General features: G+C 59.6%; 16 protein-coding genes. 7 read left to right on the top strand and 9 right to left on the bottom strand.

All coding sequences use genetic code 11. The features are described from left to right. Nucleotides 1-47: 47 nt before the first annotated feature. Nucleotides 48-881: a 16S rRNA (cytidine(1402)-2'-O)-methyltransferase gene (gene rsmI, locus PG897_RS03975; protein WP_054543604.1), complete on the bottom strand. Its 834-nt coding sequence runs from the start codon at nucleotides 879-881 to the stop codon at nucleotides 48-50. Nucleotides 882-960: 79 nt separating this feature from the next. Between rsmI and PG897_RS03970 the strand changes: the two genes are divergently transcribed. From PG897_RS03970 to dolP, 4 genes are read left to right on the top strand one after another with little or no spacing between them, the layout of a single operon-like run. Next, nucleotides 961-2,868, top strand: a complete 1,908-nt coding sequence (locus tag PG897_RS03970; RefSeq protein ID WP_081013004.1) for a penicillin-binding protein activator — start codon at nucleotides 961-963, stop codon at nucleotides 2,866-2,868. Next, entirely contained in the window at nucleotides 2,810-3,181 is a 372-nt protein-coding gene (locus PG897_RS03965; protein WP_026458929.1) for a YraN family protein, read from the top strand. Before PG897_RS03970 ends, PG897_RS03965 begins: the two co-directional genes overlap by 59 nt. A 9-nt stretch (nucleotides 3,182-3,190) precedes the next feature. Next, the gene (locus PG897_RS03960; RefSeq protein WP_005305871.1) at nucleotides 3,191-3,781 is read left to right on the top strand and encodes a D-sedoheptulose-7-phosphate isomerase; all 591 of its coding nucleotides are present in this window, start codon (nucleotides 3,191-3,193) and stop codon (nucleotides 3,779-3,781) included. 4 nt (nucleotides 3,782-3,785) lie between these two features. After that, nucleotides 3,786-4,364 carry a division/outer membrane stress-associated lipid-binding lipoprotein gene (gene dolP, locus PG897_RS03955; protein WP_005305875.1) on the top strand — a complete coding sequence of 193 codons (579 nt, stop codon included), beginning with the start codon at nucleotides 3,786-3,788 and terminating at the stop codon, nucleotides 4,362-4,364. Between the two features lie 46 nt (nucleotides 4,365-4,410). Here dolP and PG897_RS03950 read toward each other — a convergent pair whose 3' ends face one another. The 8 genes from PG897_RS03950 to zapE form a co-directional block, all read right to left on the bottom strand. Continuing rightward, entirely contained in the window at nucleotides 4,411-4,836 is a 426-nt protein-coding gene (locus PG897_RS03950) for a ClpXP protease specificity-enhancing factor (RefSeq protein WP_005305878.1), read from the bottom strand. Then, complete coding sequence (sspA, locus tag PG897_RS03945; protein ID WP_010635939.1) at nucleotides 4,833-5,462, bottom strand: stringent starvation protein SspA; 630 nt, start codon at nucleotides 5,460-5,462, stop codon at nucleotides 4,833-4,835. Before sspA ends, PG897_RS03950 begins: the two co-directional genes overlap by 4 nt. Nucleotides 5,463-5,549: 87 nt before the next feature. Continuing rightward, nucleotides 5,550-6,284, bottom strand: a complete 735-nt coding sequence (locus PG897_RS03940) for a cytochrome c1 (protein ID WP_005305884.1) — start codon at nucleotides 6,282-6,284, stop codon at nucleotides 5,550-5,552. Further along, nucleotides 6,281-7,498, bottom strand: coding sequence for a cytochrome b (locus PG897_RS03935; protein ID WP_005305888.1), 1,218 nt, complete (start codon nucleotides 7,496-7,498; stop codon nucleotides 6,281-6,283). The genes PG897_RS03940 and PG897_RS03935 overlap by 4 nt, the downstream gene beginning before the upstream one ends. Nucleotides 7,499-7,500: 2 nt before the next feature. Continuing rightward, on the bottom strand, nucleotides 7,501-8,091 hold the full coding sequence (petA, locus tag PG897_RS03930) for a ubiquinol-cytochrome c reductase iron-sulfur subunit (RefSeq protein WP_005305890.1): 591 nt from the start codon (nucleotides 8,089-8,091) through the stop codon (nucleotides 7,501-7,503). A 295-nt stretch (nucleotides 8,092-8,386) separates the two neighbouring features. After that, nucleotides 8,387-8,779, bottom strand: a complete 393-nt coding sequence (rpsI, locus tag PG897_RS03925) for a 30S ribosomal protein S9 (RefSeq protein ID WP_005305893.1) — start codon at nucleotides 8,777-8,779, stop codon at nucleotides 8,387-8,389. A 15-nt stretch (nucleotides 8,780-8,794) separates the two neighbouring features. Further along, nucleotides 8,795-9,223, bottom strand: coding sequence for a 50S ribosomal protein L13 (gene rplM, locus PG897_RS03920; RefSeq protein ID WP_005305895.1), 429 nt, complete (start codon nucleotides 9,221-9,223; stop codon nucleotides 8,795-8,797). Nucleotides 9,224-9,489: 266 nt separating this feature from the next. After that, nucleotides 9,490-10,584: a cell division protein ZapE gene (gene zapE / locus PG897_RS03915; protein WP_054543606.1), complete on the bottom strand. Its 1,095-nt coding sequence runs from the start codon at nucleotides 10,582-10,584 to the stop codon at nucleotides 9,490-9,492. Between the two features lie 140 nt (nucleotides 10,585-10,724). Between zapE and PG897_RS03910 the strand changes: the two genes are divergently transcribed. The 3 genes from PG897_RS03910 (at nucleotide 10,725) to degS (ending at nucleotide 13,759) form a co-directional block, all read left to right on the top strand. Then, nucleotides 10,725-11,105 carry a YhcB family protein gene (locus tag PG897_RS03910; RefSeq protein ID WP_005305902.1) on the top strand — a complete coding sequence of 127 codons (381 nt, stop codon included), beginning with the start codon at nucleotides 10,725-10,727 and terminating at the stop codon, nucleotides 11,103-11,105. Between the two features lie 81 nt (nucleotides 11,106-11,186). Further along, nucleotides 11,187-12,548, top strand: coding sequence for a Do family serine endopeptidase (locus PG897_RS03905; RefSeq protein WP_005305907.1), 1,362 nt, complete (start codon nucleotides 11,187-11,189; stop codon nucleotides 12,546-12,548). Between the two features lie 89 nt (nucleotides 12,549-12,637). Continuing rightward, nucleotides 12,638-13,759, top strand: coding sequence for an outer membrane-stress sensor serine endopeptidase DegS (degS, locus tag PG897_RS03900; protein ID WP_017779755.1), 1,122 nt, complete (start codon nucleotides 12,638-12,640; stop codon nucleotides 13,757-13,759). Nucleotides 13,760-13,963: the final 204 nt, after the last annotated feature.

Here is a 13,963-nt window from a genome sequence, read left to right as displayed (position 1 = left end):
GCCTCGTGATGCCGGCGGGGTAAACCGGCAATTCCCGTTTACGGCAATTAATAGTGCTCGAGGCCGTATTTGTAGAGGGCATTCTTCTTCACGCCGTGGATCTCGGCGGTCAGCGCCGCCGCTTTTTTCAGCGGCAGCTCGGCCACCAGCAGCCCCAGGGTGCGGATCGCCTCAGCCGGCAAGGTCTCTTCGTCCTTGCTCGCCCCCGCCACCACCAGCACGATCTCGCCGCGGCAGCGGTTTTCATCTTCGCCGAGCCAGGTCAGCATCTCGGAGGCTGGCAGACCGTGGATCGACTCGAAGGTCTTGGTCAGCTCGCGGCAGACCACCACCTGGCGCTCACCCAGAATGCGGGCGATCGCTTCCACCGTCTCCTGCACCCGGCGCGGCGATTCATAGAACACCAGCGAGCGGGTGTCCTCAATCACGGCCTGCAGGCGATCATCGCGTCCCTTGGCTTTGGCCGGCAGAAAACCCTCGAAGGCGAAACGGTCGGTAGGCAACCCGGCGGCGGAGAGCGCCGTGATGGCGGCGCAGGGACCGGGTAGCGGCACTACCTTGACCCCGGCTTCGCGACAACGGGTGACCAGGTGATAACCGGGGTCGCTGATGAGCGGCGTGCCCGCGTCGGAGACCAGGGCCACGCTCTTGCCCTCCTTGATACGGCCGATCAACACGTCGGCTTTCTGCTGTTCATTGTGATCATGCAGCGCAAAGGTCTGCACCGAGATCTGGTAGTGGCTGAGCAGGATGCCGGTATGGCGGGTATCCTCGGCGGCCACCAGATCGACGCTGCGCAGCACATCCAGTGCTCGCTGGGTGATGTCGGCCAGATTGCCGATCGGAGTGGGGACTATATACAGGGTTGGGATGTCACTCATGGGAGCTCCGAGTGTCCCGACAATTGTGTCGCCATATTGGCCCGTTTACACTATGGAGAATTTCAACACTGGTCGGGGAATGAACTTGAACCGGGTTATAAAGCAGCTAAGTGTATCACGACTCTTCGGCATCCTACTCGCGGCAGTCCTGCTCGCCGCCTGTGCGTCGGAGCCCAATCAACCCGCCGGCCAGTCCGGCATGCCGTCGGCCTTCTCGGATCTTACCAAGAATGCCCAGTGGTATCTGGCCCAGGTGGACCCGGCTAAACCGGCCGAAGCCTTCACCTGGCAAGTGATGGCGGCGCGCAGCTATCTGGCGCTCGGTCAGGCCAAGCCGGCCGCGGCCCTGTTCCAGCAATTGCAGAAGCAGGCCCAGAGCGCCGAGCAGAAGGCCCAGCTGCAACTGCTGCAGGCTCACCTGCTGCTCGCCCAGGGCAACGCCAACCAGGCGCTGATCCTGCTGGAAGGCAAGCCCGATGTGGCGCTGGATGCTGATACCCAGAAGGACTGGTACCGCCAGCGCGTGGTGCTGCAGCTCGACATCAACAACAAGTTTGGTGCTGCCAAGTCGCTGATCCTGCTGGAGCCCTACCTGGCCCAGAATGAGCTGGCCACCAATCATCAGCAGATCTGGTCCCTGCTCAAGAGCATGACCCCTTCCACCCTGCAGGCGCTGGAAGAGGCACCGGCTCCCGATGTCACCACCGGCTGGCTGCGGCTGGCAGCGCTGGTGAATGAATTCGGTGCCCAGCCCAATCAGCTGGCTCGCCAGCTGGCCGGCTGGAAACAGGCCTTCCCGAACCACCCGGCCCAGAAAGACATGCCGGCCGGACTCGGTGATCTGGCCACCAGCAACATCAATGCCCTGCAGCAGATCGCCGTCTTCCTGCCGCTGTCCGGCAACCTGGAACCGCAGGGTGCGGCAATCCGCAACGGCATGCTGATGTCTTACAAGGAAAATCAGAGCCAGTTTACCCTGAACTTCTACGATACCCAGACCAAGTCGACGGCGGATCTCTACAAGCAGGCCATTCAGGAAGGGGCCAACATGATCATCGGCCCGCTGCTCAAAGACAGGGTCGAGGAGCTGCTCAAGGCCAATCCGACCGTGCCTGTACTGGCACTTAATGAGCTGGACAAGCCGATCGTCAACGACACCACCTATTACTTCTCCCTCTCAGCCGCCGCCGATGCAACGCAGGCTGCCCAGTACCTCTATGGCCAGGGTTATCGCAAACCGCTGCTCATCGCGGCACAGGGACGGATCGGCTACAGCAGCATCAAGGCGTTTGAACAGGCCTGGGCGACCGTAAGCCAGGACAAACCGGTCGTGGCCACTTTCGGTGCCCGCAACGAAGTCCAGGGTATGGTCAAGAATGCGTTGAGCGGCCGCTCCACCGCCCGGGCTGGCGAAGTGGTTCAGCTCTCCGCTGCCGCCCCGCGCAGCATCGACGTGGTCTATGTGGTCGCCAACAGCCTGGAGACCCGGATGATCAAGCCCTACGTCGACATCTCGGTCAATCCGATGGGCAGCCTGCCGATCTACAGCAGTTCGCGCAGCTACGACAGCGCCACCACAGAGGTGGCCTCCGAGCTCAACGGCATGCACATCTCCGACATGCCGCTGCTGCTTGGTGGTTACGAGAAGCAGCGCGAGCAGATCGCCCTGCTCTGGCCGCAGACCCAGGGCGACCTGCTGCGTCTGTTTGCGCTGGGCTATGACGCCGTCAGCCTGGCTGAGAACCTGCAGCAGATGCGCAAGGTCAACGCCATGCAGCAGCCCGGCATGAGCGGTCAGCTGAGCGTGGATGCCGGCGGCAACATAGTACGGGTACTGGACTGGGCCACCTACCAGAATGGCAAGCTGGTCAGTGACAGCGCCATGCCCCAGCTCGAGGGAGTCCCCCATGAAGGTACTTCTGGCACGGATGCGCCGGCAGTTACAGAACCTGTTCCCGTCACCAACGAGCAAGGGACAGCACTTTGAGCAGGTAGCGGAGCGCTGGTTGCAGGCCCGCGGCCTGCAACCCGTGACCCGCAACTATCGCTGTCGGGGCGGCGAGATCGATCTCATCATGCGCCAGGGGGAGATCCTGGTGTTTGTTGAAGTCCGCTATCGCGCCCAGGCCAGCCACGGCGGCGCCGCCAGCTCCGTCACCCGACGCAAACAGCACAAGATCGTGCTGGCGGCACGCCACTATTTCAAGCAACATGCCATCAACGAGGCCAACCAGGCCTGCCGATTCGATGTGATCGCGTTCGAAGGCGACCAGCCGGACTGGATCCAGAACGCATTTTAAGAGGACCCCATGACTGACCGCATCAAAGAAAACTACACCGAGAGCATCCAGACCAAGATAGCTGCCGCCGAGGCGCTGCCGGATGCCATCCATACTGCAGCCCAGATGCTGACCATCTGTCTGCTCAATGGCCACAAGGTGATGGCATGCGGCAATGGTCCCTCCGCAGCACTGGCCCAGCTGTTCATCTCTGAGCTGGTCAACTGCTACGAAACCGAGCGCCCCTCCCTGCCCGGCATGGCGCTGACCCCGGACATGGCGACCATCAGTGCCATCGCCACCGATCACGGCTTTGAAGAGGTGTATGCCAAGCAGATCCGTGCACTCGGTCAGCCCGGCGACATCCTGGTGGTCATCACCACCACGGGTAACAGCCGCAGCCTGATCAAGGCCGCCGAGGCTGCCCTCTCTCGCGATATGACCATAGTGGTGCTGGGTGGCGGTGATGGCGGCGAGATCGCTGGTCTGCTCGGTCCCAACGATGTGGAGATCCGGGTGCCGTCTGCCCGTCGCCCCCGCATTCTGGAAGTGAACCTGTTGACCCTGCACTGCCTGTGTGATCTCATCGACCAGACTCTTTTCCCGCAACAGGAAGATTGAAACCATGAAGAAGCAAACGCTCCTGCTCGGCCTGCTGGCCGGCACCCTGCTGCTGCAAGGTTGTGCGGCCGTGGTGGTCGGTGGTGCCGCCGGTACTGCCAAGGCTTCCGGCGATCGCCGCACCCTGGGCGCCCAATGGGACGATCAGGCCATCGAACTGAAAGCGGCCAACCTGCTGGCCGACAACAAGCCGCTGAGCGCGGCCAGCAAGATCAGCGTCTACAGCAACAACGGCCGGGTACTGCTGGTCGGTCAGACACCTTCTGACGCTTACAAGCTCGAGGCTGGCAAGATAGTGGCCCGTATCGAGGGAGTGCGCCACGTCTACAACGAGCTGCGCCTCGGCCAGCCGGTCAGCATAGGGGTACGCAGCAACGACACCTGGATCACCTCCAAGGTGCGGGCTGACATGCTGGGCGCCAAGAACTTCGACAGCGCCAAGGTCAAGGTGGTCACCGAGAATGGCGAAGTGTTCCTGATCGGCCTGGTGACCCGCCAGGAGGGGGATCAGGCCGTAGAGATAGCCCGCCACGTCAGCGGTGTGAAGCGCGTGATCAAGGCCTTCGAGTTTGCCCAGAACTGACCCTGTTGATCGCCATAAAAAAACGCAGCCAATTGGCTGCGTTTTTTTATTTGATGACCTTCAGGGTCGGACGACCGCTCGGGCGCGGCGGTTCCGGCTCAGGCTCTACCGGCGCTTCGGCCTGCTCCAGCCAGAGATCATAGCCAGGCTCGGGTGGGAACATGGTGCCCACGCCATTTTCCCGGGCATGAATGGCCAGCACGGCCGCCATCGGGATGTAGACCTGCTGGGAAACTCCACCAAAGCGGGCGCTGAAGCTGATGGCATCATTGTCCATGTGGAACTGCCCAACCGCACGAGGTGCGATGTTCAGCACTATCTGTCCATCCTGGACGAACTGCATCGGCACCATCACATGGGGGATGTTGACGTTGACCACCAGGTGAGGGGTCAGGTCATTGTCCAGCAACCAGTCAAAGAACGCCCGCAACAGATACGGGCGACTGGGCGTCATCGTCGGTTCCATGCTCATACGCCGGCGCGGATCTCGCGCTCGGCTTCGGTCAGGGAAGCCTGGAAGGATTCACGTTCGAACAGACGAACCATGTAGGCCTTCAGCTCTTTGGCACCACGACCGGTGAAGTCGATGCCCAGGCTTGGCAGACGCCACAGCAGCGGGGCCATGTAGCAGTCGACCAGACCGAACTCTTCGCTCATGAAATAGGGCATCTCACCGAAGATGGGGGCGATGGCCAGCAGGTTGTCCCGCAGCTCGGCACGCGCCGCATCCACGTCGGTACCCGCCATGATCTTGTCGGCCAGGGAGTACCAGTCCAGCTCGATGCGATGCATCATCAGACGGCTGTTGCCGCGCGCCACCGGGTAGACCGGCATCAGGGGCGGGTGCGGGAAACGCTCGTCCAGATATTCCATGATGATGCGCGAGGTGTAGAGCGCCAGCTCCCGATCAACCAGGGTCGGTACAGTGTTGTACGGGTTCAGCTCGGCCAGCTCATCCGGCAGGTTGGCAGGGTCTACCTGGCAAATATCTACGCTAACACCCTTCTCCGCCAGGACAATGCGCACCTGATGGCTGAACATGTCGTTGGCACCGGAAAACAGCGTCATTACCGAACGCTTATTGGCAGCTACAGCCATTGAACCCTCCCGTCATTAAAAAGCAGAAACGGCAATGAAGCATCTTGGACTTCATTGCCGTGCATTATATTACCCGGATCTGGTCGCTTAGTGAACGTCGCGCCAGAATTCCTTCTTCAACAGCACAGTGAAGATGAAGAAGATCACGATGAAACCCAGCACCCAGAAGCCCATGCGTTCGCGCTCCTGTTGTACCGGTTCAGCCGAGTAGACCAAGAAGTTTACCAGATCCAGCACCGTCTGATCATACTCTTCGTTATTCATTTCACCGTTGCCGTCAGATTTGATGCTGACAACCTGCTGAACGTCGACACCATCGACCTGGTGGGTCGCAAACTCGGCGCGGGGCGTCCCCTGCAGCGGCTCCAGCACGTGAGGCATGCCCACGGACGGGAACACGGCGTTGTTCACCCCGAATGGACGGGTCTCGTCCACGTAGAAGGAACGCAGGTAGGTGTAGATCCAGTCCGCACCACGCACCCGGGCGACCAGCGTCAGATCGGGGGGCGGCGCACCGAACCACTTGGCCGCATCCTTGTCCGGCACCGAGTTTTCCATCAGATCACCGATCTTGGCGCCATTGACGATCAGGTTGGCTGCCATCAGGTCTTCCGGGATACCGATGTCTGCCGCTACCCGGTTGTAACGCTGGTACTGGGTGCTGTGACAGCCAAAGCAGTAGTTCATGAAGGTGGCGGCACCACGCTGCAGGGACGCCTTGTCGTTCAGATCATAGTGAGCCTTGTCCAGATGCACGGCCCCGGTGTTGGCAAACACCAGTGACGGCAGCAGGGTCAGCACTGCAAATATTACTTTTTTCATTTGAATGTCACCCTTTCCGGCAGCGGCTTAGTGCTTTCATTCTTGCTGTAGAAGAACAACAGGACGAAGAACCCGAAATAACCCAGGGTACAGATCTGGGCGATCAGCGTCAGAGTCGGGGTCGAGGGCAGCACGCCAAGCACCCCGAGAATGATGAAGCAGACCACGAACTGGGCGATGTTCAGCTTGTGCAGGGTACTGCGATAGCGCACCGAACGTACCTTGCAGCGATCCAGCCAGGGCAGCAGGAACAACACCACGATGGAGAGGCCCATCATGATGACGCCCAGCAGCTTGTCCGGTACCGCCCGCAGAATGGCGTAGAAGGGGGTGAAGTACCATACAGGCGCGATGTGTGCCGGGGTCTTCAGGCCGTTGGCCACTTCAAAGTTCGGCTTCTCGAGGAAGTAACCCCACATGTCCGGCTTGAAGAAGATGATGGCGCAGAAGAAGAACAGGAAACCGGCTACGCCAATCATGTCCTTGACGGTGAAGTAGGGGTGGAATGCCACCGCATCCAGCGGCCAGCCGTTCTCATCCTTGTGCTTCTTGATGTCGATGCCGTCCGGGTTGTTCGAACCCACTTCGTGCAGCGCCAGGATGTGCATGGCAACCAGCATCACCAGCACCAGCGGCAGGGCGATGACGTGCAGCGCGAAGAAGCGGTTGAGGGTAGCGCCGGAGATGACGTAGTCACCCCGGATCCACAGGGTCAGATCGTCGCCGATGACCGGAATGGCACCGAACAGCGAGATGATGACCTGCGCGCCCCAGAAGGACATCTGGCCCCACGGCAGCAGGTAGCCCATGAAGGCTTCCGCCATCAGGCAGAGGAAGATCAGCATGCCGAAGATCCACAGCAGCTCGCGCGGCTTCTGGTAGGAGCCGTAGATCATGCCGCGGAACATGTGCAGGTAGACCACGATGAAGAAGGCGGACGCGCCGGTGGAGTGCATGTAGCGCAGCAGCCAGCCGTAATCCACATCCCGCATGATGTACTCGACGGAGGCGAAGGCACCTTCGGCGGAGGGGTTGTAGTTCATGGTCAGCCAGATGCCCGTGATGATCTGGTTGACCAGCACCAGCATGGCGAGCGAGCCGAAGAAGTACCAGAAGTTCAGGTTCTTGGGCGCCGGATACTTGGCCATGTGGTCGTTGTACATGGCGGTGAGCGGAAAGCGATAGTCAATCCAGCCCATCAGTTTGGCAAACATGGTCAGGCCTCCTTGCCATCGGCACCGACCAGGATGGTGGTGTCGCTAAGATATTGGTACGGCGGAATGACCAGGTTCAAGGGCGCAGGCACCCCCTGGAACACTCGACCAGCCATGTCGAACTTGGAGCCATGGCACGGGCAGAAGAAACCGGAAGTCACCCCCTGCACCTGTTCGCCGAAGTTGTCCGGCAAGTAGGAGGGAGAGCAACCCAGGTGAGTACAGATACCGACGGCCACGAAGATCTCCGGCTTGATGGATCTGTAGCCATTGTGGGCATAGTCGGGTTGTTGGGGCTCGTCAGAAGCCGGGTCGCGCAGCTTGTCGTCATGCGCGGCCAGGGCATCCAGCGTCTGTTTGGTGCGCTTCACCACCCAGACCGGCTTGCCTCGCCACTCAACACGGATGAGCTGGCCTGGTTCCAACTTACTGATATCCACTTCAACCGGAGCACCCGCCGCTTTGGCTTTGGCACTCGGGTTCCATGACTTAATAAACGGCACTGCGGTAAAAGCAGCTCCTACCCCACCAACGGCGACCGTTGACCAGGTAAGAAATCTGCGGCGACCGGTATCAACTGGCGCATTGCTCATCCAAAAACTCTCCCATGTGGACTCCGCACATTCTTATTGTGTCCCTGTTCCCCTTTCTTCCGTGACAACAGCGGCGGAAGCGGAGTTACAATTGTCACAGAAAAACCGAGGGAATTTTAAAGAAAAGATAACAACTTGACAAGAAAGAGAAGCGAAGGTCAAAAACAATAAATACACAATTTTTTGTCTTTTGTGACGTGGTGTTAGCAATACCGTTCGTAATATTACCAATAAAAAAAGCCTGGCACATGGCCAGGCTTTTTTGACACTCGCGAGAGTGCGTACAAAAAACGAATTAACGCTTGGAGTACTGCGGACGCTTACGAGCTTTGTGCAGACCGACTTTCTTACGCTCAACCTTACGGGCATCACGAGTAACAAAGCCAGCTTTACGCAGTTCGGAACGCAGGGTTTCATCGTACTGCATCAGAGCACGAGTGATACCGTGACGGATCGCACCAGCTTGACCGGAGATGCCGCCACCGTTAACGGTGATGAACAGATCCAGTTTCTCGGTCATCTCAACCAGTTCCAGCGGCTGACGAACTACCATGCGGGCAGTCGGACGGCCGAAGTACTGCTCCAGGGAGCGCTGGTTGATTACGATTTTACCGCTACCCGCTTTGATGAATACGCGAGCAGTGGAGCTTTTGCGACGGCCAGTACCGTAGTATTGATTTTCTGCCATGTTGCCAGTTCCCGATTAGATATCCAGTACTTGAGGTTGCTGAGCAGCATGAGCGTGCTCGGCGCCTGCGTAAACTTTCAGTTTACGGAACATGGCACGGCCCAGCGGCCCCTTCGGCAGCATGCCTTTGACGGCAGCTTCGATTACCATTTCCGGTTTACGCTGAATCAGCTTGTCGAAGCTGATGGACTTGATACCACCCGGGAAACCGGAGTGAGCGTGGTACATTTTGTCGGTAGATTTCTTACCGGTTACGTGTACCTTCTCGGCGTTTACAACGATGATGTAATCACCGGTGTCAACGTGCGGAGTGTACTCGGCTTTGTGCTTACCACGCAGACGAGCAGCGATCTCGGTTGCGATACGACCCAGAGTTTTACCTTCTGCGTCCACAATGTACCAGTCACGTTTTACGGTTTCTGGCTTGGCAACGAAAGTTTTCATTAAGTTAAACCCAATTACCTGTTACAGACCCAATTGCTTATGGGGGCTCTCCCACAAACAACAAACGATGGCCTACCTGTACCCCTTCGAATACAAGTAAAGCTTAAAGTGTTGCTGTCTTATCGACAGCTGTAACGTGGGCCGGGCGATTATAAGTGAAGTTGCCTTAAATATCACCTGCTAATTTCACTGCCATGAAGCTAGCAAATGTCGCCCGGCCCTACCTGCCGCAGATGCCCATCCGACTGGCAGGCACGGTATTGTGACTAAGGAAGGTGCACTCTGGCAAGGTATTCGTGCGATTGCATTTCCTGAAGCCGTGAAAGACAACGTTGGAATTCGAAATCCAGCAGCCCGTGACCATAGAGTTCCTGCATGGGCACCGCCGCCGACATGATGAGCTTGACGTGCCGCTCATAGAACTCGTCCACCATGGCGATGAAGCGGCGCGCCGCGTCATCCGTGCCAGCCCCCATGGGCTGCACATTGGCCAGCAGCACGGTGTGGAACAGCCGCGCCAGCTCGATATAGTCGCTCTGGGAACGGGGTGTGCAGCAAAGTTGCTCGAACTCCATATAGAGCACACCTTCCCCCATCCCCAGCGACGCCAGCTGACGGTGATTGATCTCGACCTGGCCCGGCAGGGCCTGTTGCAGCCCGGTTAATTGTTGAAAATAGAGCTCGAGATTGGATTTTGCCTGCCGATCCAGCGGGAAGTGATATATCTCCGCCTGCTCCAGCGTGCGCAGGCGATAATCGGTACCGCCATCCACGTTAAGTATCTCGCAATGACGCTCTATGAGGGCAATGGCCGGTAGAAAACGGGCACGTTGCAAACCATTTCGATACAAATCCTGCGGCGGTATGTTCGAGGTCGCCACCAGCACGATCCCATGGCCGAACAGCTCCTGGAACAGGGTCCCCAGCAGCATGGCATCGGTAATGTCGGAGACGAAAAATTCGTCGAAGCAGATGACGTCGGTCTCGTCGGCCAGCTTGCGGGCGATCAGCTTGAGCGGATCGGCCTGGCCGGTCAGCCCCTTGAGCTCATCGTGCACCCGGTGCATGAAACGGTGGAAGTGGATACGCAGTTTGCGCTCCCCGGGCAGGCTGTCGAAAAAAGTATCCATCAGCCAGGTCTTGCCTCTGCCCACGCCACCCCACATATATAACCCCAGGATGGGCGTACGGGGCTTCGGCTTTTGCAGCCAGCCCAGCAGACCGCGGGATCTGGTCGGAGTCGGGGTTTGGCACAAATCCTGATAGAGTCGCTCCAGACGGGCCACGGCCATCGCCTGAGCGGGGTCGGCCACGAAGCCGGGGCGCTGCAAATCCTGCTGGTATTTTTGCTGCGGGGTCATCCTGTCAATTGCCTTCAAGTCCCTGAATGAAGGACAAAATGGTATCACGCCCTCGGGGTGCACGGTATAGTGCCATCAAGGCGTAGCGGCCGTTCAGGCCGCATTAACATACATTGGTTTAGCTGTAACAAGGAGCATCTATGAGTCTGTTAAACGGGATCCTGCTGGCTGTCGCCGCCTTGATTATCGGTATCATCATCGGTCGCTTCACAGTGCGCAGCCGGGATGCCGGCCGTCTGGAACAAGAACTGAAGAAGGCTCACAAGGAACTGGAAAGCTACCAGGGTCAGATCAATACCCACTTCGCCGACAGTGCCGCCCTGATGGAGCAGTTGGCCGAGCAGTACCAGACCCTTTATCGCCATATGGCGGAGCAGAGCAAATTCCTGGCCAAAGCCCAGGAGCCGCTGTTCCGTGAAACCCTGCTCGACGAGAGCAGCGATGTCCCGGCCAATGAAGAACCGGGTGTACCGCCCCGTGACTATGCAGGGGCCTCCGGTCTGCTCAAGCAGTCCAGTTAGTTCCCCGCGGAACTAATTGCGCTGTATCGTGGTCAGACCTTCACGATTGCATTGCAACTTTTTCTGGGAGCTGTTTTTCATATGCGTAAACCTCTTTCTGTGCTCAGTGTGTTAGCCCTCAGTGTCGGTATCGCCATGTCTGCGGCCCCCGTGCAGGCTGCACTGCCCTCCCTTTTGGCGAACAATCAGGAGATGCCGAGCCTGGCGCCGGTGCTCGAACAAGTCACCCCTGCCGTGGTCAACATTTCCGTCTCCGGCAAGAAGATCACCCGCCAGCGTCTGCCGGAACAGTTCCGCTTCTTCTTCGGCCCCAACATGCCTGACGAACAGGTGAGCGAGCAGCCCTTCCAGGCGCTCGGTTCCGGCGTCATCATCGATGCCAAGAAGGGCTACGTGATCACCAACGCCCACGTGGTGCACGAGGCGGACGAGATCAAGGTTAACCTGAAGGATGGCCGTGAATACGCCGCCAAGAAGATCGGCGAAGACAAGCAGTCCGACATCGCTCTGCTGCAAATCAAGGCCGAGGATCTGGTTCAAATCAAATTCGCCGACTCTGACGAGCTACGGGTCGGTGACTATGCGCTGGCCATCGGCAACCCGTTCGGCCTCGGCCAGACCGTCACCTCCGGCATCGTCAGTGCGCTCGGCCGCAGCGGCCTCAACATCGAGAACCTGGAAAACTTCATCCAGACCGATGCGGCCATCAACTCGGGCAACTCGGGTGGCGCCCTGCTCAACCTGCGTGGCGAGCTGATCGGCATCAACACCGCCATCCTGGGCCCCAACGGCGGCAACATCGGTATCGGCTTTGCCATTCCGTCCAACATGGTGCGCGACCTGTCCGAACAGATCGTGAAATACGGTGAAGTCCGCCGTGGCCAGCTGGGCATCATAGGGACCGAGCTCACCTCCGAAGTGGCCAAGACCTTCGGCTACAACAAGAAGGACGGCGCCTTCGTCAACCAGGTGATGCCTGACTCTGCGGCCGCCAAGGCCGGCATCAAGCCGGGCGACATCATCGTCAGCATCGACGGCAAGGCCATCCGCTCCTTCGGCGAGCTGCGGGCCAAGATTGCCACCATGGGTGCCGACAAGCAGGTGGCACTGGGCCTGATCCGCGATGGCAAGGAGCAGACCGTCAAGGTCACCCTGAAGAAGGCGGATGACAGCGAAATCCTGGCCAGCGCGCTGCACCCGGCACTGGAAGGGGCCAAGCTGAGCACCACCAGCGAGCCGGTGAGCGGCGTGGCCGTCTCCGAGATCGATCCGCGCTCCCCTGCCGCCGCCTCCGGTCTGCAGAAGGGCGACGTCATCATCGGCGTCAACCGCCTGCGCATCAACTCGCTGGAAGAGCTGAGCAAGGCACTGAAGAACAAGCCGGATGTGCTGGCCCTCAACATCCAGCGCGGCGACTCTTCGCTCTACCTGGTAATTCGTTAATCTCCTCTCACCCGCGGCGCCTGCCGCGGGTGATTTTTATCCACCGATAGTGTTATTCTCTGCCCGCTCTATGTACGGATGAGAATGACATGAAAATCCCCCCTATAGTCAGTTACTTGGGCAAGTCTGTCGGCTTCGGTCTCACCGTGGCGGCGCTACTGTTGCTGCTGTTTCCCAATTTTCGAGGCGGGGCCCAACTGCCCGGCCTCATCACCAATGCCCGTGAACTGAGCTTCTCCTACGCGGCGCACCGCGCCGGCCCTGCCGTCGTCAACATCTATACCCGCAGCTTCGCCCGCAATCAGGGCAACCAGACCGAACTCAGGCCCCAGGGGCTGGGCTCCGGCGTCATCATGAACCAGCGCGGCCACGTGCTGACCAACTACCACGTCATCGCCGATGCGGACCAGATCATAGTCGCGCTGCAGGACGGACGGGTGTTCAGCGCCGAACTGGTCGGCACCGACCAGCTCACCGACCTGGCGGTGCTCTACATCGAGTCGGACAACCTGCCGGTGATCCCGCAGGATCCGGAGCGGTTGCCCGACGTGGGTGACGTGGTGCTCGCCATCGGCAACCCCTACAACGTCGGCCAGACCATCACCCAGGGCATCATCAGCGCCACCGGCCGCATCGGCCTCTCCAGCATGGGGCCGGACAGCAACGGCCGGCAGGATCTGCTGCAGACCGACGCCGCCATCAACGAGGGCAACTCGGGGGGCGCCCTGGTCAATGCCCGCGGCGATCTGGTGGGCATCAACACCGCCGCCTACCACCTCAACGGCAATCAGGAGAGCTACGGCATCAGCTTCGCCATTCCCTACAAGCTGGCCAAGCGCATCATGGACGAGCTGATCGCCAACGGTCGGGTCATCCGCGGCTACCTCGGCATCTCCAGCGTCGAGATCAATCCCATCGTCGCCCGCATGATGAATCTGGGTGACCTGCGCGGCCTGGTGGTGGAGAGCCTGGATCCCAACGGGCCGGCCACCAAGGGCGGGCTGCGACGGGGCGACGTGCTGCTCAAGATCAACGGCGAGGCCATCAGCGGCGTGCGGGCCGCCATGGACAAGATCGTCGAGAGCCGGCCCGGCACCAAACTCACCATCTCGGTGATCCGCGACGGCAAACCGCTGGAGGTGGAGGTCACCATCGAAGAGGATCTGCGCTACCAGAACCGGGCCAGCGCCAGCGCGGCCACCGCCAGCTGACATCTCCACGGTCGGGGCGACGAGTCGCCCCTTCTCCTCCCTTTTCCCCTCCCGGCCGTGAGGCGACTCACAGTTTCAGCCAAGGGCCACCAGCCCCTCATCCAACGCCAAGTGCGCCCCTGATCACACAAAATAGGCGCCAATGAGCTCTCTTTTCCGCTTGATGCCGCAAAAGCGGCTTCAATTGGCCAACTGACGCGCGAA

It is taken from the genome of Aeromonas sp. QDB20 (assembly GCF_027707805.1).
Lineage (GTDB): Bacteria > Pseudomonadota > Gammaproteobacteria > Enterobacterales > Aeromonadaceae > Aeromonas > Aeromonas dhakensis.
Note: the sequence above shows the minus strand (reverse complement) of the source record. Positions and strands in the feature narration are given on the sequence as shown.

Excerpts from the sequence above, each read along its gene's own strand:
- rplM (WP_005305895.1), bottom strand. The coding sequence starts at position 9,223 with ATGAAAACTTTCGTTGCCAAGCCAGAAACCGTAAAACGTGACTGGTAC.
- dolP (WP_005305875.1), top strand. The coding sequence starts at position 3,786 with ATGAAGAAGCAAACGCTCCTGCTCGGCCTGCTGGCCGGCACCCTGCTG.
- PG897_RS03960 (WP_005305871.1), top strand. The coding sequence starts at position 3,191 with ATGACTGACCGCATCAAAGAAAACTACACCGAGAGCATCCAGACCAAG.
- PG897_RS03940 (WP_005305884.1), bottom strand. The coding sequence starts at position 6,284 with ATGAAAAAAGTAATATTTGCAGTGCTGACCCTGCTGCCGTCACTGGTG.
- petA (WP_005305890.1), bottom strand. The coding sequence starts at position 8,091 with ATGAGCAATGCGCCAGTTGATACCGGTCGCCGCAGATTTCTTACCTGG.
- PG897_RS03935 (WP_005305888.1), bottom strand. The coding sequence starts at position 7,498 with ATGTTTGCCAAACTGATGGGCTGGATTGACTATCGCTTTCCGCTCACC.
- degS (WP_017779755.1), top strand. The coding sequence starts at position 12,638 with ATGAAAATCCCCCCTATAGTCAGTTACTTGGGCAAGTCTGTCGGCTTC.
- PG897_RS03950 (WP_005305878.1), bottom strand. The coding sequence starts at position 4,836 with ATGAGCATGGAACCGACGATGACGCCCAGTCGCCCGTATCTGTTGCGG.
- PG897_RS03905 (WP_005305907.1), top strand. The coding sequence starts at position 11,187 with ATGCGTAAACCTCTTTCTGTGCTCAGTGTGTTAGCCCTCAGTGTCGGT.
- sspA (WP_010635939.1), bottom strand. The coding sequence starts at position 5,462 with ATGGCTGTAGCTGCCAATAAGCGTTCGGTAATGACGCTGTTTTCCGGT.
- rpsI (WP_005305893.1), bottom strand. The coding sequence starts at position 8,779 with ATGGCAGAAAATCAATACTACGGTACTGGCCGTCGCAAAAGCTCCACT.
- PG897_RS03970 (WP_081013004.1), top strand. The coding sequence starts at position 961 with ATGAACTTGAACCGGGTTATAAAGCAGCTAAGTGTATCACGACTCTTC.
- PG897_RS03910 (WP_005305902.1), top strand. The coding sequence starts at position 10,725 with ATGAGTCTGTTAAACGGGATCCTGCTGGCTGTCGCCGCCTTGATTATC.
- zapE (WP_054543606.1), bottom strand. The coding sequence starts at position 10,584 with ATGACCCCGCAGCAAAAATACCAGCAGGATTTGCAGCGCCCCGGCTTC.
- rsmI (WP_054543604.1), bottom strand. The coding sequence starts at position 881 with ATGAGTGACATCCCAACCCTGTATATAGTCCCCACTCCGATCGGCAAT.
- PG897_RS03965 (WP_026458929.1), top strand. The coding sequence starts at position 2,810 with ATGCGCCGGCAGTTACAGAACCTGTTCCCGTCACCAACGAGCAAGGGA.